Origin of the sequence: Pseudomonas sp. NFACC24-1 (genome assembly GCF_900115235.1) — a bacterium.
In the GTDB taxonomy this organism is placed as follows: Bacteria; Pseudomonadota; Gammaproteobacteria; order Pseudomonadales; family Pseudomonadaceae; genus Aquipseudomonas; species Aquipseudomonas fluorescens_AA.
This window is the reverse complement of sequence record NZ_FOVS01000018.1, coordinates 70,142-89,240: the sequence shown is the minus strand read 5'-3', so window position 1 is coordinate 89,240 and position 19,099 is coordinate 70,142. Positions and strand designations below refer to the sequence as shown.

The 19,099-nt window shown below is 64.0% G+C and carries 13 protein-coding genes and 2 riboswitches; of the genes, 8 read left to right on the top strand and 5 right to left on the bottom strand.

Annotated elements, in window-relative coordinates:
- Window positions 1-123: 123 nt before the first annotated feature.
- Complete coding sequence (gene metH, locus BM317_RS17790) at window positions 124-3,834, bottom strand: methionine synthase (RefSeq protein WP_092170360.1); 3,711 nt, start codon at window positions 3,832-3,834, stop codon at window positions 124-126.
- A 156-nt stretch (window positions 3,835-3,990) separates the two neighbouring features.
- Here metH and BM317_RS17785 point away from each other — a divergent pair, with 156 nt between their 5' ends.
- Window positions 3,991-6,282, top strand: coding sequence for a fatty acid cis/trans isomerase (locus tag BM317_RS17785; protein ID WP_092170355.1), 2,292 nt, complete (start codon window positions 3,991-3,993; stop codon window positions 6,280-6,282).
- A 115-nt stretch (window positions 6,283-6,397) separates the two neighbouring features.
- Complete coding sequence (gene nfuA, locus BM317_RS17780) at window positions 6,398-6,982, top strand: Fe-S biogenesis protein NfuA (protein ID WP_003182850.1); 585 nt, start codon at window positions 6,398-6,400, stop codon at window positions 6,980-6,982.
- A gap of 205 nt (window positions 6,983-7,187) precedes the next feature.
- On the opposite strand, the gene cobM is transcribed toward nfuA, so the two are convergent.
- The 4 genes from cobM to BM317_RS17755 form a co-directional block, all read right to left on the bottom strand.
- Window positions 7,188-7,934 carry a precorrin-4 C(11)-methyltransferase gene (gene cobM / locus BM317_RS17770; protein WP_092170346.1) on the bottom strand — a complete coding sequence of 249 codons (747 nt, stop codon included), beginning with the start codon at window positions 7,932-7,934 and terminating at the stop codon, window positions 7,188-7,190.
- Window positions 7,935-8,011: 77 nt separating this feature from the next.
- Window positions 8,012-8,416 (bottom strand): cobalamin biosynthesis protein, encoded by a 405-nt coding sequence (locus BM317_RS17765; RefSeq protein ID WP_092170342.1) that lies wholly within the window; start codon window positions 8,414-8,416, stop codon window positions 8,012-8,014.
- Window positions 8,413-9,108 carry a CbtA family protein gene (locus BM317_RS17760; RefSeq protein ID WP_092170337.1) on the bottom strand — a complete coding sequence of 232 codons (696 nt, stop codon included), beginning with the start codon at window positions 9,106-9,108 and terminating at the stop codon, window positions 8,413-8,415. The genes BM317_RS17765 and BM317_RS17760 overlap by 4 nt, the downstream gene beginning before the upstream one ends.
- An 11-nt stretch (window positions 9,109-9,119) precedes the next feature.
- Complete coding sequence (locus BM317_RS17755; protein WP_014338677.1) at window positions 9,120-9,308, bottom strand: CbtB domain-containing protein; 189 nt, start codon at window positions 9,306-9,308, stop codon at window positions 9,120-9,122.
- A gap of 100 nt (window positions 9,309-9,408) precedes the next feature.
- A riboswitch (cobalamin riboswitch) is annotated at window positions 9,409-9,632 on the bottom strand.
- 112 nt (window positions 9,633-9,744) lie between these two features.
- A riboswitch (cobalamin riboswitch) is annotated at window positions 9,745-9,960 on the top strand.
- A 97-nt stretch (window positions 9,961-10,057) separates the two neighbouring features.
- Here BM317_RS17755 and cobW point away from each other — a divergent pair.
- From cobW to BM317_RS17725, 6 genes are all read left to right on the top strand, one after another.
- A complete protein-coding gene (gene cobW, locus BM317_RS17750) occupies window positions 10,058-11,122 on the top strand; it encodes a cobalamin biosynthesis protein CobW (RefSeq protein ID WP_060738114.1) in 1,065 nt (354 codons plus the stop codon).
- 3 nt (window positions 11,123-11,125) lie between these two features.
- Entirely contained in the window at window positions 11,126-14,899 is a 3,774-nt protein-coding gene (gene cobN, locus BM317_RS17745; RefSeq protein WP_092475471.1) for a cobaltochelatase subunit CobN, read from the top strand.
- 210 nt (window positions 14,900-15,109) lie between these two features.
- Window positions 15,110-16,108 (top strand): magnesium chelatase ATPase subunit I, encoded by a 999-nt coding sequence (locus tag BM317_RS17740; protein WP_092170330.1) that lies wholly within the window; start codon window positions 15,110-15,112, stop codon window positions 16,106-16,108.
- A 53-nt stretch (window positions 16,109-16,161) separates the two neighbouring features.
- A complete protein-coding gene (locus BM317_RS17735) occupies window positions 16,162-16,767 on the top strand; it encodes a vWA domain-containing protein (protein ID WP_256574163.1) in 606 nt (201 codons plus the stop codon).
- A gap of 193 nt (window positions 16,768-16,960) precedes the next feature.
- Entirely contained in the window at window positions 16,961-18,607 is a 1,647-nt protein-coding gene (locus BM317_RS17730) for a phospholipase D-like domain-containing protein (RefSeq protein ID WP_092170325.1), read from the top strand.
- A 55-nt stretch (window positions 18,608-18,662) separates the two neighbouring features.
- Window positions 18,663-19,004: a YdcA family protein gene (locus tag BM317_RS17725; RefSeq protein WP_092170322.1), complete on the top strand. Its 342-nt coding sequence runs from the start codon at window positions 18,663-18,665 to the stop codon at window positions 19,002-19,004.
- Window positions 19,005-19,099 lie beyond the last annotated feature (95 nt).

The following is a 19,099-nucleotide window of genomic DNA, read 5'->3' as shown; positions in this document are numbered from 1 at the left end:
GTGTGTGGGACAAGCATAGACAAAAAAAGATCGCAGGCTTCGCCGGTGCCTACGGGAACACACAAAACCCTGTAGGAACTGGCGAAGCCTGCGATCTTTTAAGGGCGCTTATTTTAAGGGGGCTTAGTTGTCGTAGCCCAGGTTCGGTGCCAGCCAACGCTCCGTCACGCTCAAATCCTGGCCCTTGCGCGCGGTGTAGCTCTGGACCTGGTCCTTGTCGATCTTGCCCACGGCGAAGTATTGCGCCTGGGGATGGGCGAAATACCAGCCGCTGACCGCTGCCGCCGGGAACATGGCGTAGTGTTCGGTGAGGAACACGCCGCTGCGGCCGGCTTTCAGTTCGCTGGCCTCGGGATCGAGCAGGCGGAACAAGGTGGCCTTCTCGGTGTGATCCGGGCAGGCCGGGTAGCCGGGGGCAGGGCGGATGCCGGTGTACTGCTCCTTGATCAGCGCCTCGTTGTCCAGGCTCTCGTCCTGGGCATAACCCCAATGCTCCTTGCGCACCTGCTGGTGCAGCCATTCGGCGCAGGCTTCGGCCAGGCGGTCGGCCAAGGCCTTGACCATGATCGAGTTGTAATCGTCGCCGGCCTCCTGATAGGCCTTGGCGACTTCTTCGGCGCCGATGCCGGCGGTGGTGATGAAGCCGCCGACGTAGTCGGTCACGCCGCTGTCCTTGGGCGCGACGAAGTCGGCCAGGGAAAAGTTCGGCTTGCCGTCGGTCTTGATGATCTGCTGGCGCAAGTGATGCAAGCGCGCCAGTGGCTTGCCATCGTCGCCGTAGACTTCCAGGTCGTCGTCATGCACCTGGTTGGCCGGCCAGAAGCCGAACACGGCGCGGGCGCTGATGAGTTTCTCGTCGATCAGCTTGCGCAGCATCGCCCGGGCATCCGCGTACAGCGCGGTGGCGGCTTCGCCGACCACTTCGTCGGTGAGGATGCGCGGGTATTTGCCGGCCAGGTCCCAGGAGATGAAGAACGGTGTCCAGTCGATGTATTCGGCCAGGACGTTCAAGTCGATGTTGTCCAGCACCTTGGCGCCGGTGAAGGTCGGCTTGACCGGCTGGTAGCTGCTCCAGTCGAACTGTGGCTTCTTGGCCACGGCAGCGGGGTAGCTCAGGCGCTCGGTGCGGGCGCTGCGGTTGGCCGTGCGCTCGCGTACTTCGATGTAGTCCTGGCGGGTTTTCTCGACGAACGCCGGCTTGAGCTCCTTGGACAGCAACTGGGTCGCCACGCCCACGGCGCGGGAGGCGTCGGTGACGTAGATCACCGCGTCGTTGCTGTACTTGGGTTCGATCTTCACCGCCGTGTGGGCCTTGGAGGTGGTGGCGCCACCGATCATCAGCGGCAGATGGAAGTCCTGGCGCTGCATCTCCCGCGCCACATGCACCATCTCATCCAGGGACGGGGTGATCAGGCCGGACAGGCCGATGATGTCGCATTTCTGCTCCTTGGCCACCTGCAGGATCTTCTCCGCTGGCACCATCACGCCCAGGTCGACGATGTCATAGCCGTTGCAACCGAGCACCACGCCGACGATGTTCTTGCCGATGTCGTGGACGTCGCCCTTGACCGTGGCCATCAGGATCTTGCCCTTGGCCTCCGGCTTGTCGCCTTTTTCCGCCTCGATGAACGGAATCAGGTGGGCCACGGCCTGCTTCATCACACGGGCGGACTTGACCACTTGGGGCAGGAACATTTTGCCGGCACCAAACAGGTCGCCGACGATGTTCATGCCAGCCATCAGCGGGCCTTCAATGACCTCGATCGGCCGGGCGAACGACAGTCGCGATTCTTCGGTGTCTTCGACGATGTGGGTGGTAATGCCCTTGACCAGCGCATGCTCCAGGCGCTTGTTCACTTCCCAGCCGCGCCATTCCTCGGTTTCCGCTTCCTTGACGCTGCCGTCGCCCTTGTACTTGTCGGCGATGGCGAGCAGGGCGTCGGTGCCTTCGGGGGTGCGGTTGAGGATCACGTCCTCCACGGCGTCACGCAGTTCCACCGGGATCTGGTCGTAGATCTCCAGTTGGCCGGCGTTGACGATGCCCATGGTCAGGCCCGCGCGGATCGCATACAGCAGGAACACCGAGTGGATCGCCTCGCGCACCGGGTTGTTGCCACGGAACGAGAACGACACGTTGGACACGCCGCCGGAGGTCAGCGCGTACGGCAGTTCGTCGCGGATGTAGGCACAGGCGTTGATGAAGTCCACGGCATAGTTGTTGTGCTCTTCGATACCGGTGGCGACGGCGAAGATGTTCGGGTCGAAGATGATGTCTTCCGGCGGGAAGCCGACTTCATTGACCAGGATGTCGTAGGAGCGCTTGCAGATTTCCTTCTTGCGCGCCTCGGTGTCGGCCTGGCCGGCTTCGTCGAAGGCCATTACCACCACGGCGGCGCCGTAGCGTTTGCACAGTTTGGCGTGGTGGATGAACTGCTCGACGCCTTCCTTCATGCTGATGGAGTTGACGATGCCCTTGCCCTGGATGCACTTGAGGCCGGCTTCGATCACTTCCCACTTGGAGGAGTCGATCATGATCGGCACGCGGGAAATGTCCGGTTCGCCGGCAATCAGATTGAGGAAGGTCACCATGGCCTTCTTCGAATCGAGCATGCCCTCGTCCATGTTGATGTCGATCACCTGGGCGCCGGCCTCGACCTGCTGCAGGGCCACTTCCAGCGCTTCGGTGTAGTTGTCCTCGCGGATCAACCGGGCGAACTTGGCGGAACCGGTGATGTTGGTCCGCTCGCCGACGTTGACGAACAAGGAGCTGCGATCGATGGTGAACGGTTCCAGGCCCGACAGGCGGCAAGCCCTCGGGATCTCTGGAATCTGTCGCGGCGCGTAGCCGGCCACGGCCTTGGCGATGGCTTCGATGTGCGCCGGGGTGGTGCCGCAGCAACCGCCGACAATGTTCAGGAAGCCGCTCTGGGCGAACTCTTCGATGACCTTGGCCGTCTCGGCCGGCAGTTCGTCGTATTCGCCGAACTCGTTGGGCAGGCCGGCGTTGGGGTGGGCCGATACGTGGGTGCTGGCCTTGTTCGACAGCTCTTCCAGGTACGGGCGCAGTTCGCTGGCGCCGAGGGCGCAGTTCAGGCCCACGGAGATCGGCTTGGCGTGGGCCACCGAGTTCCAGAAGGCTTCGGTGGTCTGGCCGGAGAGGGTGCGGCCGGAGGCGTCGGTGATGGTGCCGGAGATCATGATCGGCAGTTCGACGCCCAGTTCTTCGTAGACCCCTTGCACGGCGAAGATCGCCGCCTTGGCGTTCAGCGTGTCGAAGATGGTCTCGATCAGGATCAGGTCGGCGCCGCCTTCGATCAGGCCCTTGGTGGCTTCGGTGTAGTTCTCCACCAGTTCGTCGAAGGTCACGTTGCGGTAGCCGGGGTTGTTTACGTCCGGCGACAGCGAGCAGGTGCGGCTGGTCGGGCCGAGCACGCCGGCGACGAAGCGTGGCTTGTCCGGGGTCTCCAGGGTCTTGGCGTCGGCCACCTGGCGGGCCAGGCGCGCGCCTTCCAGGTTCAGCTCGTAGGCCAGGGCCTGCATACCGTAGTCGGCCTGGGACACCTGGGTGGCGTTGAAGGTGTTGGTTTCCAGGATGTCGGCACCGGCATCCAGGTAGGCCTTTTCGATGGCACCGATCACGTCCGGGCGGCTCAGGACCAGCAGGTCGTTGTTGCCCTTGACGTCGCTCGGCCAGTCGGCAAAACGCTTGCCGCGGTAGTCCTGTTCTTCCAGCTTGTAGCTCTGGATCATCGTGCCCATGCCGCCGTCGAGGATCAGGATGCGTTCCTTGAGGGCTTGCTGGAGAAGATAAAGGCGAGCGCTGCGATCGGACATAGGACTACCTGGAAAAAAAGACCATTACGAAGGCCGGGATGATAGCAAACCTGCGCAGGATTTGATCATGAGGGGCTTTTGCATGAATATCGCTCATGTTTGCAAGGCGATGCTGGCCCGGTAGAATCGCCGGACTATCTCTTAGGGACCCGAGACATGCCGTACCGCGTCTTATTCGGCAGTCTGTTGCTGTCGTTGTCTTTTAGCGCAGCCGCCGGGAATCCCGTTCCGGCGATCTCCTACACCCGCGACATCCAGCCGATCTTCACGGAAAAATGCGTGGCCTGTCATGCCTGCTACGACTCCGCCTGCCAATTGAACCTGGGCAGCGGCGAAGGGGCGGCACGGGGCGCGAGCAAGCTGTCGGTGTATGACGGCGAGCGGCGCCAGGCGGCCGAGCCGACCCGTTTGTTCTACGATGCCTCCGGCCAGCGCGCCTGGCAGCGCAAAGGCTTCTATTCGGTGCTCGACGCCCAAGGCAGCCAGGCGGCGTTGATGGCGCGAATGCTGGAACTGGGGCACCGCACGCCGCTGCAACCCAACGCCAAGCTGCCGGAGGAGATCGTGTTGGGTCTCAATCGAGAGAACAGCTGCGCGATGCCGGATCAATTCGACGAATATGCGGCAGCCCATCCCAGGGAAGGCATGCCGCTGGCGGTCACCGGCCTGACCGACCAGCAATACCAGACCCTGCAGCGCTGGCTGGCCGCCGGCGCCCCCATCGACCAGCAGGCCTTGGCCCCGAGCGCCGCCGAAGCCTTGCAAGTGGTGCAGTGGGAAAACCTGCTCAACGCCCCCGGCGCCCGGGAAAGCCTGGTGGGGCGCTGGTTGTTCGAGCACTGGTTCCTGGCGCATATCTATTTCAAGGACGGCGAGCCGGGGCATTTCTTCCAATGGGTGCGTTCGCGTACGCCCACCGGGCAGCCCATCGACCTGATCAACACCCGCCGCCCGAACGACGATCCCGGCACCCGCGTCTATTATCGGCTCTGGCCGGTGCAAGGGGTGATCGTGCACAAGACCCACATCACCTACGGCTTGAGCGCGGCGAAGATGGCGCGGATCAAGAGCCTGTTCTACAGCGGCAAGTGGCAGGTCACCGCGTTGCCGGGGTACGGTCCGGAGCGCCGGGCCAACCCGTTTTCCACCTTCGAAGCGATTCCGGCCCAGGCCCGCTACCAATTCATGCTCGATAACGCCGAGTATTTCGTGCGGACGTTCATTCGCGGGCCGGTGTGCCGGGGCCAGATCGCCACGGACGTGATCCGTGACAATTTCTGGGCGCTGTTCCAGGCCCCTGAACACGATCTGTACATCACCGATCCGAACTACCGCGGCCAGGCCACACCGCTGTTGGCGATGCCGGGGCAGAACGACGATGTGGGCAGCGTCCTCAGCCTGTGGCTCGATTACCGTGACAAGCGCAACGAGTACGAGGCCTTGCGCCGCGACAACTATGCCGAGCTGCCGGCTCCGAGCTGGTCGACGCTGTGGGCCGGCAACGACAACGCGCTGCTGAGCATTTTCCGGCATTTCGACAGCGCTTCGGTCACCAAGGGGCTGATCGGGGAGGTGCCGCAGACGATGTGGCTGTTCGACTTCCCGTTACTGGAGCGTACCTATTATCAGTTGGCGGTGAATTTCGACGTGTTCGGCAACGTCTCCCACCAGGCCCAGACCCGGTTGTATTTCGATTTGATCCGCAACGGTGCGGAGCAGAACTTCCTGCGCCTGATGCCGGCCGACTCCCGGGAAGGCTACCTCGACGACTGGTACCAGGCCGGTGGCAAATTCAAGATGTGGCTCGATTATGAGGCCATCGACAATGACAAACCGACCGCCCTCAAGCTTGACGAGCGCGATCCCAAGGGTGATTTCGCCCAGCAACTGCTGACCCGTTATGGCGAGCTGAACGCGCACCCCGATCCGATCAACCGTTGCGACGGTGCCTACTGCTCGCGCCCGAACATCGACCCTGCGCTGCAAAACGCCGAGCAGGCCCTCAGTCGGCTGGTGTCGCGACCGGCGGCGGGGCTCAAGGTGATCGACCAACTGCCGGAAGCGACCCTGTTGCGCATCGAAACCGCCAGCGGCCAACGTGAGGTCTACAGCCTGCTGCGCAACCGGGCCCACAGCAACGTGGCGTTCCTGCTGGGCGAGGAGACGCGCTATCAGCCGGGGCTGGACACGCTGACGGTCTACCCGGGCGTGCTCAGCAGCTATCCGAACTTCATGTTCAACATTCCGGCCGGGCAAGTGCCGGCATTTGTCGAGGCCATGGAACGTGCCCAGGATGAGCCGGCGTTCGAGCGGATCGTCGAGCGCTGGGGGATTCGCCGCAGTCACCCGCAGTTCTGGTATTACTTCCATGACCTGAGCCAGTACATCCAGGAAACGGAGCCCGTGGAAAGCGGTGTGCTGGACATGAATCGCTACCAGAACCTCTGATAGGCCTGTCCGGCGGCAAACCCCGTGCCGTCGGACGCTTTCCTGACAAAAATACTAGGACTTTGTCCGGCGCGATGATTGGCGTAAACTGCCGTCAAGCCTGCGAGGAGTTTCCATGACCGCCATTACCATTACCGATGCCGCCCACGATTACCTGGCCGACCTGCTGTCCAAGCAGAACACCCCGGGGATCGGGATCCGCATCTTCATCACCCAGCCCGGCACCCAGTACGCAGAGACGTGCATTGCCTACTGCAAGCCGGGAGAAGAAAAACCCGAAGACACCGCGTTGGGGCTCAAGAGCTTCACCGCGTACATCGACTCGTTCAGCGAAGCCTTCCTGGACGATGCGGTGGTCGACTACGCCACCGACCGCATGGGCGGCCAGCTGACCATCAAGGCACCGAACGCCAAGGTGCCGATGGTCAATGCCGACAGCCCGGTCAACGAGCGCATCAATTACTACCTGCAAACCGAGATCAACCCGGGGCTGGCCAGCCACGGCGGCCAGGTTTCGTTGATCGACGTGGTGGAAGACGGCATCGCCGTGCTCCAGTTCGGCGGCGGCTGCCAGGGCTGCGGCCAGGCTGACGTGACCTTGAAGGAAGGCATCGAGCGCACCTTGCTCGAGCGCATTCCGGAGCTCAAGGGCGTGCGTGACGTGACCGACCATACGCAGAAAGAAAACGCCTACTACTGATAGGTGTTCGCTGCGGATAGTGTGTGGCGAGGGAGCAATCTCCCTCGCCACACTGGTTTCAGTCGTCAGCCTGTATCCACCCCCCCTGTGGGAGCGAGCTTGCTCGCGATAGCGGTGGGTCAGCCTGCGATGATGTTGAATGTGCCGTCGTTATCGCGAGCAAGCTCGCTCCCACAGGGATCGGGGTTGGCTCTTGCCGATTGCCTCAGGGCCGGTAGAGATGCGCATGTCCGGCGCTGTACAGCGACGATTCGCTGAACACGTCATTGCCCAGCACACGCCCCACCAGGATCAGCGCCGTCCGGCGGAAACCCTTGGCTTGCACCTTCTCGGCAATATCTGCCAGCGTCCCCATCACCCAATCCTGATCCGGCCATGTCGCCCGGTGGATCACCGCAATCGGGCAATCCGCGCCGTAGTGGGGCCGCAGTTCGTCGACGATTTTTTCCAGGTGATTGACCCCCAGGTGAATCGCCATGGTCGCCCCGTGCTGTGCCAGGTTGCCCAGTTCTTCCCCAGCGGGCATCGGGGATTTATCGGCGTAACGGGTGAGGATCAGGCTCTGGGAGATGTCCGGCAAGGTCAGTTCGGCACCCAGCAGGGCGGCGCAGGCTGAGGTCGCGGTCACGCCCGGGATGATTTCGAAAGGGATGTCCAGTTCCCGCAGGCAACGAATCTGTTCGCCGATGGCGCCGTACAGGCTCGGGTCGCCGGAGTGCACCCGGGCCACGTCCTGGCCCTTGAGATGGGCGCTGTTGATCAATTCGATGATCTGTTCCAGATGCAGCTCGGCGCTGTTGATCACCTGTTCGGCACAATGGCCTTCGAGGACGGCGGTCGGCACCAGCGAGCCGGCGTAGATGATCACCGCGCACTGGCGGATCAGTCGCTGGCCTTTGACCGTGATGAGGTCCGGGTCGCCGGGGCCGGCGCCGATGAAGTACACGGTCATGACCGGCTCCTGTGGAAGGTGGGTGAGCGTCGCCCAGATGAAGATCGCTCATGATCCTGGGCGGCGATTATCGGGATTTACGCCACGACCGCCAATGCCAACGTGCTCATGGGGCCTGTTTGGCGGGGAATCAGCAGCGTTGCGGGTGTCGTGCCCAATTGGTCGGCCAAGGCCAGGGCGGCGCTTTCGGCGATGCCGTAGCAACCGGTTCGCGCGAAGGCGATCTCGGAGCGATGACTAAGCCGCTGTTCGTAACCGACCAACTGTCCGGCACTGAAACAGGTCAGCGGCAGGGCCAGTTGCCCGGCCAGTTCCAGCAGCCCGGGCTCGTCACGCTTGAGGTCGATACTGGCCAGGGCCCGGACCTGGTGAAGTTCGATGCCGTGGGCCAGCAACGTCTGGTCGAGCAAGGCCCGCAGCGTGCTGGCCGGGCAACCGCGTTGGCAACCGAGGCCGATCACCAGCATCGCCCCAGTGTTCATGCGTCGTGGTGGGCTTGACCGTCACGGCGAAACAGCCAGGCGCTGATCAGGCCCAGGGCCAGCCAGAAGGCGACGTTCGTCACCTGCGAGGCGATCTTGAACTGGCTTTCCAGCGCTTCGGGCGCCAGCATCGAGTGGACTTCGGGCTGCGGCGCACCGATGAGGTGGGGCACCAGCAACGTCGCCACGCCCAGCAGCTTGAGCAGCCAGTGCCGGCCGAAGGCGATCAGGGCAATGCCCACCGCCGTGGACGCCGCGGTGCCGATCCACCACATCTGCCGCTGGGCCAGGTCGGCCGCTGCGGTGCCGGGCAATTCCGGGGGCAGGCCGAGGGTGGGTGCCAGGACGAAAGTGGCATAACCGGCCAGGCCCCAGAGCAGGCCCTGGGAGGTGCGAGTCGGTGCGCGCAAGGTGTACAGGCCCGCCAGCATCAGGGCAAAACCCACGGCGACCACCAGGTTACCGCCGGTGGTGGACAGCACGCGCTGCCAGCCATCTTCCGGTTCCCAGGCCTCGGCATCATGGGTGTGGGCCACACCGTCGGTGTGCTCATGGACCTCGGTCGCCGGGGCCTTCTCGAAGGTTTCCGCCTGGAGAATCAGCGGCGATACCCAGAAACTCTGCAACAGGGTCAGCAGCAGGGCGGCCAGCAAGCCACTGAAGCCGGCGGTCTGCGCGATACGCTTGATCATGTCGTCAGTTCTCAATGGCACGGGAAGGCGGCGCTGTGGCGGGTATCGTGGGCGGCGTTGTGCACCGCTTCGATGTGGGAGAAACCGGCGAAATAGACCAGCCCCGCGCCCAGGATCGAAGCCAGGATCGCGGCGCTCAGGCGTTGGCTCAGGGTGGTGGTGCTGCTGGCGGTGCGGGCGGTGCTGCTGATGGTCGACATGGCGCTTCCCTCTGTTTTTGTTCCGTGGGGATGCGAGCGCAATGAGACCCCGGGCGAAAGACCGCCAAGGTTCGAACAGCGCCCGCCCACCGCGGGTTTGTTGATGCTTTGAGTCATGGGCCGGTCTCCGGGCTCGCGAGGGGCAGGGGCTGAGCCTTGCCTGCAAGCGTCACCTTCCCATGTCCGGGGACACAGTGGTTCAGACGCTTCGCTCGCTTACCGTTGCGGGGGCAGCACCGGACTGACGTGGCTTTGGAGTAAAGCACACGATTCACCGGTTTCCCGTTTCACCCTGTGAAGGGCACCCGTAACTAGGCGCACAGGAGAGCATGGGTGGGGCGGGGCCGTCAATGCACAGGGGGCCGCTGCGCAGCCCATCGCGAGCAAGGACACCGCAGAACTTACTTGCGGAGATTGACCCGCCCCCACACCCTGCGTAGCCTTGCGCCTTCGAGGTTCTTCGGCCTGTGCCGAAGCTAAGAAGGGAACGCGGTCCAAGCCGCGGCTGCCCCCGCAACTGTGAACGGTGAGGTTTCTGCAAGGCCACTGTGCATGCCCTTTTACCAAAGGCGCACGGGAAGGCGCAGCCATTGCCAGTCGAAAGACTGGCCCGCCGTCAGCCAGGAGACCTGCCTCGAGACAGATTCTCACTACAACCGGGCGGGGTGATCCGGTGGCGAAATCTTCCGTGCACACCTGTGCCCGCGGTTGTCGTCCCGTTTGCCCGCCACCTTGCCAAAGGGCATCCGATGAAAACACTGGCCAAACTCCCCGTCACCATCGTCACCGGCTTTCTCGGCTCGGGTAAGACCACCTTGCTGCGGCACATGCTCGACAACGCCCAAGGCCGGCGCATCGCCGTGATCGTCAACGAGTTTGGCGAGCTGGGTATCGACGGCGAGATCCTCAAGCAGTGCGCCATCGGTTGCACCGAAGAAGAGGCCAACGGCCGCGTCTATGAACTGGCCAACGGCTGCCTGTGCTGCACGGTGCAGGAAGAATTCTTCCCTGTGATGCGAGAGCTGGTGGCCCGGCGTGGCGACCTCGACCATATCCTGATCGAAACCTCCGGCCTGGCCTTGCCCAAGCCACTGGTCCAGGCTTTCCAATGGCCGGAAATCCGCAGCGCCTGCACGGTCGATGCGGTGATCACCGTGGTCGACAGCCCAGCCGTGGCCGCCGGCACCTTCGCCGCCTTCCCCGACCAGGTCGATGCCCAGCGCAAACTCGACCCGAACCTGGATCACGAATCGCCGTTGCACGAGCTGTTCGCCGACCAACTGGCGAGTGCTGACCTGGTGATCCTCAACAAGGCTGACCTGATCAGCCCTGAAGACTTGGCCAAAGTTCGCCTGGAAGTCGCCGAAGAGCTGCCGCCGGCGGTCAAGGTCATCGAAGCCAGCAGCGGTCGCCTGCCGCTGGACGTGTTGATCGGCCTGGGCGCCGGTTCCGAAGAGCACATCGACGGCCGCCACAGCCATCACGACCATCACCACGATGGCGACGATGACGACCACGATCATGACGCCTTCGATTCCATCTCCATCGAGCTGCCCCAGGCCGACGAAAGCCTGTTGCTGGACGCGCTGACGCAACTGGTGGTCCAGCACGGTGTACTGCGGGTCAAGGGTTTCGCGGCGATCCCGAACAAGCCGATGCGCCTGCTGATCCAAGGCGTTGGCACGCGTTTCGATAAACATTTCGACCGCCAGTGGGGCGCCGAGGAAGCGCGGGTCACCCGTCTGGTGCTGATCGGCCAGGCGCTGGACGCTGCGCTGCTTGAAGCGCAGTTGCGCGCCGCCCTCAGCGCCTAAGCCATGCACCTGCTCAGGACTCAGCCCGGCGGTTTCGTGTCGGATGACAACATTGCCGACCTGGGGCAAACCCCCGCCGAACTGGTGATCCTGTGCAGCGGCGATTCCAGCCTGGCACTGCTGGCCGAAGCGGCGAAGCAGTTGCCGGGCGATTATCCGGAGTTTCGCCTCGCCAATCCGATGCAGGTGCAGAACCACGCCTCGGTGGATCTGTATTTCGAAGGCGTGCTGCGCCACGCCAAGGTCATCCTGTTGTCGCTGCACGGCGGCATCGGTTATTGGCGCTATGGCGTTGAACGCCTGGTGGAGCTGGCCGGGCGCGGGGTGAAGCTGATCCTGGTGCCGGGGGACGATCGTCCGGACCCGGAACTCAGTGACCTGAGCAACGTGGCCGTCGAAGACCGTGATCGGCTCTGGCAGTTCTTGCGCCAGGGCGGCCTGGGCAATGCCCTGGACCTGTTTCACAACCTTGGCAGTCAATGGTTCGGCCGCGATTATCCGTGGGCCGAGCCGCAGACCCTGCCGCGCACGGCGATCTATCACCCGGAAAAAACCAGCGCCAGCCTCGGCGATTGGCAAGCCGAGTGGAGCGCCGGGCAACCGGTGGCGGCGGTGCTGTTTTATCGTTCCCACTTGCAAGCGGCGAACACCGCGTTCATCGATGTGTTTTGCCAGCGCCTGCGAGCGGCGGGGCTCAATCCGTTGCCGATTGCCGTGGCCAGCCTCAAGGAGCCCGGTTGCCTGGCGCTGGTCGAAGACTGGCTGGACGAGGTGGAGGCCGGGGTGATCCTCAATACCACCGGCTTCGCTCAATCCAGCCCTGAAGCCCCGCACTTGCGACCGTTTCGCCGCAACATCCCGGTGATCCAGGCGATCTGCGCCCAGGACAACGAACCGGGCTGGCGCGCCAGCGAGCAGGGCCTGGGCCCGCGGGACTTGGCGATGCACATTGCCTTGCCGGAGCTGGATGGCCGGATCATCAGCCGCCCCATCAGTTTCAAGGACCTGGCCTGGCGCAGTGAGCGCAGCCAGAGCGACGTGGTCTGCTACCGCGCCGTACCCGAACGCATGGATTTTGTCGCCGAGCTGGCCCGACGTTGGACCACCCTGGCGCGCCTGCCCAATGGGCAGAAGCGTGTGGCGCTGATCCTCGCCAACTACCCGACCCGGGACGGACGTATCGGCAACGGCGTCGGCCTGGATACGCCGGCGGCGGCCTTAAATATCCTGCGGGCCATGCAGGCCGAGGGCTATCCACTGCCGGCCGAACTGCCGGCGAGCGGCACTGCGTTGATCCGGCAATTGCTCGGCGGCGTCAGTAACGACCTGGACAGCCTTGACCTGCGGCCATGCCACCAAAGCCTGGCCCTGGATGCCTACCTGGCCATGTTCGACGCGCTGCCCGAGGCCAATCGCCAAGCGGTGCTGGCGCGTTGGGGCTCGCCCGAGCAGGACCCGATGTTCCGCGACGGCCGCCTGATGGTCGCCGGCCTGCGCCTGGGCCTGACCTTCGTCGGCATCCAGCCGGCCCGGGGTTATCAGGTCGACCCGAGTGCGGTGTACCACGACCCGGACCTGGTGCCGCCCCACGGTTACCTGGCGTTTTATTTCTGGTTGCGCCACACCTATGGCGTCCACGGGGTGATCCACGTCGGCAAGCACGGCAACCTCGAGTGGCTGCCAGGCAAAGGTGTCGGGCTCTCGGAAAATTGCTGGCCGGACGTGCTGTTGGGGCCACTGCCGAATATCTACCCGTTCATCGTCAACGACCCGGGCGAGGGCGCCCAGGCCAAGCGTCGCACCCAGGCGGTGATCATCGACCACTTGATGCCGCCGCTGACCCGGGCCGAAACCTATGGGCCGCTGCGTAACCTGGAGTTATTGGCGGACGAATACTACGAGGCGCAATTGCTCGATCCGCGTCGCGCCCGGGAACTGCAACGGGACATCCTCAACCTGGTGCGCGAGACGAACATCGACCGCGAGCTGCAACTGGATGCCGGCCTCGACAGCGATGCTGACGCCGCGATCTGGCTGCCACGCCTGGATACGTACCTGTGCGACTTGAAGGAGTCGCAAATCCGTGACGGCTTGCACATTTTCGGTGAGTCGCCCAGCGGGCGGCTGCGTATCGACACGTTGCTGGCGTTGCTGCGCATTCCCCGGGGCGATGGCAAGGGTGCGCAGTCGAGCCTGCTGCGGGCGCTGGCGAAGGCGTTCGGGCTGGGCTTCGATCCGCTGGATTGTGCCTTGGCCGAACCTTGGACGGGCGACTGTCCCGAGGCGTTGCGCCGGGTCAGCGCCGAACCTTGGCGCAGCGCCGGCGATACTCGCGAGCGCCTGGAGCTGTTCGCCGTGCAGTTGATCGAGCAGGCGTTGGACGGCGCGGTCGAGCAGCTCGACGCGCCGGGCTGGGAGGTGGTGGGTGGCATCATTGAAAACCTGCGAGCCGTCGTGGCGCCGCGCCTGGACGCCTGCGGTCCGGCGGAAATGCGTGGCCTGCTCGATGCCTTGAGCGGGCGCTTCGTACCGGCCGGCCCCAGCGGCGCGCCAAGTCGCGGACGCCTCGACGTGTTGCCCACCGGGCGCAATTTCTTCTCGGTGGACGTGCGCAACCTGCCCACCACCACGGCGTGGCGCATCGGTTTCCAGTCGGCGAACCTGATCCTTGAGCGGCACTTGCAGGACCATGGCGATCACCTGCGCCAGCTCGGTCTGTCGGTGTGGGGCACCGCCACCATGCGCACCGGCGGCGACGATATCGCCCAGGCCATGGCCTTGATGGGCGTGCGTCCGGTGTGGGCCACGGGTAGCCAGCGGGTCGATGATTTCGAGATACTGCCGTTGAGCCTGCTGGACCGGCCGCGGGTCGATGTGACGCTGCGGGTGTCCGGGTTCTTCCGGGACGCCTTCGCCAACCTGATCCGCCTGTTCGATGCCGCCGTGCAGGCCGTCGCCGCCCTCGATGAACCGGACGACCTGAACCCCTTGGCGGCCAAGGTGCGCAGCGAGCGCGAAGCCTTGCTGGCATCGGGCCTTGAGCCTCAAGACGCGGCGCGCCAGGCCGGCTGGCGGATTTTCGGTGCCAAGCCTGGTGCCTATGGCGCGGGCGTGCAGGGGGCGATCGACGGTCGCTTGTGGCAGAGCCGCGAAGACTTGGCCGAGGTGTACCTGAACTGGGGTGGTTATGCCTACGGCGCCAGCGATGAAGGCACCGCCGCTCGCGAACCGTTCTCCCGGCGCTTGAGCCAGGTGCAGGCGGTGTTGCAGAACCAGGACAACCGCGAGCACGACCTGCTTGATTCCAACGACTATTACCAGTTCCAGGGCGGCATGCTGGCGGCGGTCGAGACCCTCGGTGGAGTCGCCGCGGCCAGTTACCATGGCGACCACAGCCTGCCGGACTTGCCCAGGATTCGCACCCTGAAGGAAGAACTCAACCGCGTCATCCGCTCCCGTGCGGCCAATCCGAAGTGGATCGACGGCGTGAAGCGGCACGGCTATAAAGGCGCGTTCGAGCTGGCCGCGACGGTGGACAACCTGTTCGCCTTCGACGCCACCACGCAACTGATCGACGACCACCAGTACGCCTTGCTGGCCGATGCCTACCTGCTCGATCCGGACACCCGGGACTTCGTCCGCCAGCACAACCCCGACGCCCTGCGGGACATGACCGAGCGCATGCTCGAAGCGCAGCAGCGGGGGATGTGGCAGGAACCGGGGGAGTATCGCGAGGCGCTGGAGAATTTGTTGTTGGACATTGAGGAAGATGGTTGACATGCATAATCAGCAGGTCAGACACCGTCCCTGTGGTGAGGGGATTTATCCCCGCTGGGTTGCGAAGCGACCCTAACCCCAAACACCTCGGTGTATCAGGTAGATTGAGTTGACTCACTTGGGGCTGCTTCGCAGCCCAGCGGGGATAAATCCCCTCGCCACAAGTACTCTGTTCATATTGACGCTATCGACCACCCTTGAGAATTAGATATGACCCAACCCCATTTCCCACTCTCCGCCGTGGTCGGCGCCGATGACCTGAAACTGGCCCTGTGCCTGGCCGCCATCGATCCGAAAATCGGCGGTGTGCTGATCGAAGGCCCACGGGGCATGGCCAAGTCCACCTTGGCCCGGGGCCTGGCGGACCTGCTGGCCAGCGGTCAGTTCGTCACCTTGCCCCTCGGTGCCACCGAAGAGCGGCTGGTGGGCACCCTCGATCTGGATGTGGCCCTGGGAGAGGGGCGCGCGCAATTTTCTCCCGGCGTGCTGGCCAAAGCCGATGGTGGCGTGCTGTATGTCGATGAAGTGAACCTGCTGCCCGATCACCTGGTGGACCTGCTGCTCGATGTGGCCGCCAGTGGCACCAACCTGATCGAGCGCGACGGCATTTCCCATCGGCATCCAGCGCGCTTTGTGCTGATCGGCACCATGAACCCGGAAGAGGGCGAGCTGCGCCCGCAGTTGCTCGACCGTTTCGGCCTGAACGTCGCCCTCGATGGTCACACCGCCCCGGCTGAACGCGGCCAGATCATCCGGCGGCGGTTGGATTTCGACAGCGATCCGCTGGCGTTCTGCACGGAGTGGGATATGGCCCAGCAGCAGTTGCGCGAACGTTGCCAGCGGGCGCGTGACCGTTTGGCTGGGATCGCCTTGGATGATGCGACGCTGGCGCAGATCACCGAGCGCTGTTTTGCCGCCGGGGTCGATGGCTTGCGCGCCGACCTGGTCTGGCTGCGGGCGGCCCGGGCCCATGCGGCCTGGCGAGACGCTGCTGCGATTGCCGATGAGGACATCGATGCGGTCGCCGAATTTGCCTTGCGGCATCGGCGGCGCGGGCATTCGGCACCGGCGTCGTCCCAGGCGCCACAAACGGCTGCGAATGAAACGGCCAAGCCCAACGAAGGCCAAGGCCAGTGGGGCGACCTGCCGGCTCGGGCACTGCCGACCGGTGCCCGACGTGACGTGCCGAGCTGGCCAAAAAAGCCCTAGGCATTCGCCCTCGTTCAACGGCGGGGGCGAATGCCAGACCCCGTGCAGGACAATTGGAGCAAGGACGCCAGGGCCGCAGCAAAGCCGCGGCCAGCGGTGCGGTGAACTGGCCGGGAACGTTACTCAATGGCCGGCCACACCGGCATGCAGACTTGCGCTGGCACGCTCGGCATCGGGCGCCCCATGAGCTGTGGCTGGTCATCGTCGATGCGTCGGCCTCGACCCGTCGTCATCGCGCCTTGAGTGACGGCAAAGGCTTGTTGGCGCAATTGTTCGACGACGCCTACCGGCAACGGGCCCGCCTGGCGCTGTTGACGGCCAGCGGCACGCAGCCGAACTGGCAGGTGCAAGGGCTCAAGGCCTCGGCGGGCCTGCGGGACTGGCTCGATGGCCTGGGCGCCGGTGGCGGAACGCCGTTGCTGGCGGCGCTGGACGAGGCCGGGCGCTGGCTGGTTGCGCGGCGCAGGCGTTACCCGGCGGAGCAGCAGCGGGTGTTGGTGATGACCGACGGACGAGTCAAGGAGGGACTGTCACTGCCCTCCCTGGATTGCCCGTGCCTGTTGATCAACATCGAGCGCGGCCCGATCCGCCTGGGCCGGGCCCGGCAGTTGGCGGGGCAGTTGCAGGCTGAGTATCGGCATATCGATGAGGCTGATTGAAAGGTTCTGTGACTGTCAGGGCCCCATCGCGAGCAAGCTCGCTCCCACAGTGTTTTGTGTGTTCATGATTGATGTATTCCCGGCCCTGTGTGGGAGCGAGCTTGCTCGCGATGGCATCCCCTCGGTTCCAATGACCTGCCCACCTGACCCGCATCACTGCACTATGCTCAAGCAGCCCTCACAGGAGTGAACCATGCGCGTACTCGTCACCAACGCCCAGGACGATTTTCGGGTCAAGGCCTATGCCGGCACCAACGGCGTGCTGCTCGCCATGGACCTGGCCGAACCCCGGCGCAAGGGCTTGCTGGGTTTTGCCATCGAGAAACAGCAGGGGGACAAGCCCTGGCTGTTCCTGTTCAACAGCCTGACGTTCCCCGACAAGACCCACACCTTTCCCCAATTCCACGCCACCCCCAGCGACAAGGCACCCCTGCAGAAATTTCGCTGGGCCGATTACGCCGTCAACCCCGGCGTGACGATCCACTATCGCGTGCACCTGGCCTATGGCAGCCCCGATGCACCGCAATTGGGCGAATCCCTGGCCGTCACCGTCACCAGCGACGACGGGCAGCCGGCCGACCAGCGGGTCATCTTCAACCGTGCCGTGGCCGCCAGTCAGGCGTTCCAGCGCAAGTTTCCCGAAGTGGACGCGCTGCTCAATGCCAACAAGCACCTGTCCATCGATGACTGGCCCGACGCACCACGTCGCTGGTTGGAAAACGGCTTGCTGGGTCGCTTGACCGGTTTCATCGACCGGGCGCTGGATGCCCGCTGGGCCTTGGACGTCGCCATTTATGAATACGAATTGCCGGTGATCGTCGACGCGGTGACTGCCGCTCATGCTCGCGGCGCCCAGGTGCGGGTGCTGTATCACGCCGAGCCGGGAGACGACACCACGGCGCGCAACGAAGCCAGCCTCGAAAACATGCCGGCGGCCAACAAGCGTGGGCGGATCACCCACAATATTTTCCATAACAAGTTCATTGTGCTGAGCAAGGTAGAGGTCAACGGCTCATTGCACCCTGAAGCCGTGCTGTGCGGCAGCACCAACTTCACGGCCAACGGTGTCTACCGCCAGGCCAACGTCGTGCATGTGCTGGATGACCCGCGGATCAGCAGCAGCTATTCCCAGGTATTCGAGCAAATCTGGGCAACGCCCCAGGATGTCGATGTCACTCGCCAGTGGCTGACCCTGAACAATGCCATGGCCCCGCAAGAAGCGTTGTTCGCCGGGTTCTCGCCACGCACCGGGGAGGGCGATCTGGATCGCTTCGTCGACATCATCAAGGGGGCGCGAAAGGACCTGTTGTTCGTCACCGCCTTTGTGTTGCCCGACCGCATCCTCGACGCCTTGCTCGGCCAGCCCAATGACGACGTGTTGCGCTACGGCCTGCAAAACACCAAGAGCCGCATCACCGGTTTTCATGCCGACCGCACCGCCGAATTCGCCGCCACCGCGTTGCTCAACACCGGTCTGGAGGGCTGGCTGCGGGAAAACATGAAAGGCCAGAAGGGCAATCTACTGGTGCACACCAAAGCCATCGTCACCGACTTCACCAGTGACACACCGACCATCCTCAGCGGCAGCCACAACCTCAGCGCCGCCGCCAGCAGCGGCAACGACGAGAACTACCTGATCATTCAGGGCAATACCGACCTGGCCGACCGCTACGGGCTGGAACTGCTGCGTTTCTATGAGCATTACCGCTTTCGCTACTTCGCGAAAAAACTCGCCCTCAAGCAGGTCAAGCCACTGGCGGTGGATGACAGCTGGAGTGATGACTATTACCGCGAGGGGGATTTGCGGATGTTGTCCAGGGTGAGGTTTTGCGGGCGTTAGGCGCAGTAGATGATCGGGTGATAGCATAGAGCCACCTATCAGCCAGGAAGCTGTCATGAACCTCTGTCACGGAACGTCCGCTTTACTTCGCACCTGTGTCGCGATCCTGTTGTTGGCCCTGGGCACTTCGGCCCTTGCCGCCAATCAACCGTGTTCCGGCCGCAAGGGCGGGATCGCCGGGTGTGACGGAGATACCTTCCTCTGCAATGACGGCTCCATCAGCGCTTCGAAGAAGTCCTGTTCCGCTGTGCTGGGGCTTCGGAACGAGGCGCGCCCGCAGTCGCTGCTCAAGTCCGCCGACGGTTGCCAGTGCGGCAGTGGCAATTACTGCGTCGGCCCCCGGGGCGGGGTCTATTGCCTCACGCCTGGCGGCAGCAAGAGCTACAAGCGCAAATAGACCAGGCACACTGCCGAACAATTGTGGGAGCGAGCTTGCTCGCGATAGCGTCAGGTCAGTCAACACCAACATTGACTGATACACCGCTATTGCGA

What these genes read in the sequence shown, in the direction of transcription:
- BM317_RS17765 (WP_092170342.1), bottom strand. Translation starts at nt 8,416, where the DNA reads ATGAACACTGGGGCGATGCTGGTGATCGGCCTCGGTTGCCAACGCGGT.
- BM317_RS17755 (WP_014338677.1), bottom strand. Translation starts at nt 9,308, where the DNA reads ATGTCGACCATCAGCAGCACCGCCCGCACCGCCAGCAGCACCACCACC.
- BM317_RS17785 (WP_092170355.1), top strand. Translation starts at nt 3,991, where the DNA reads ATGCCGTACCGCGTCTTATTCGGCAGTCTGTTGCTGTCGTTGTCTTTT.
- cobM (WP_092170346.1), bottom strand. Translation starts at nt 7,934, where the DNA reads ATGACCGTGTACTTCATCGGCGCCGGCCCCGGCGACCCGGACCTCATC.
- cobN (WP_092475471.1), top strand. Translation starts at nt 11,126, where the DNA reads ATGCACCTGCTCAGGACTCAGCCCGGCGGTTTCGTGTCGGATGACAAC.
- BM317_RS17740 (WP_092170330.1), top strand. Translation starts at nt 15,110, where the DNA reads ATGACCCAACCCCATTTCCCACTCTCCGCCGTGGTCGGCGCCGATGAC.
- BM317_RS17725 (WP_092170322.1), top strand. Translation starts at nt 18,663, where the DNA reads ATGAACCTCTGTCACGGAACGTCCGCTTTACTTCGCACCTGTGTCGCG.
- metH (WP_092170360.1), bottom strand. Translation starts at nt 3,834, where the DNA reads ATGTCCGATCGCAGCGCTCGCCTTTATCTTCTCCAGCAAGCCCTCAAG.
- cobW (WP_060738114.1), top strand. Translation starts at nt 10,058, where the DNA reads ATGAAAACACTGGCCAAACTCCCCGTCACCATCGTCACCGGCTTTCTC.
- BM317_RS17760 (WP_092170337.1), bottom strand. Translation starts at nt 9,108, where the DNA reads ATGATCAAGCGTATCGCGCAGACCGCCGGCTTCAGTGGCTTGCTGGCC.
- BM317_RS17730 (WP_092170325.1), top strand. Translation starts at nt 16,961, where the DNA reads ATGCGCGTACTCGTCACCAACGCCCAGGACGATTTTCGGGTCAAGGCC.
- nfuA (WP_003182850.1), top strand. Translation starts at nt 6,398, where the DNA reads ATGACCGCCATTACCATTACCGATGCCGCCCACGATTACCTGGCCGAC.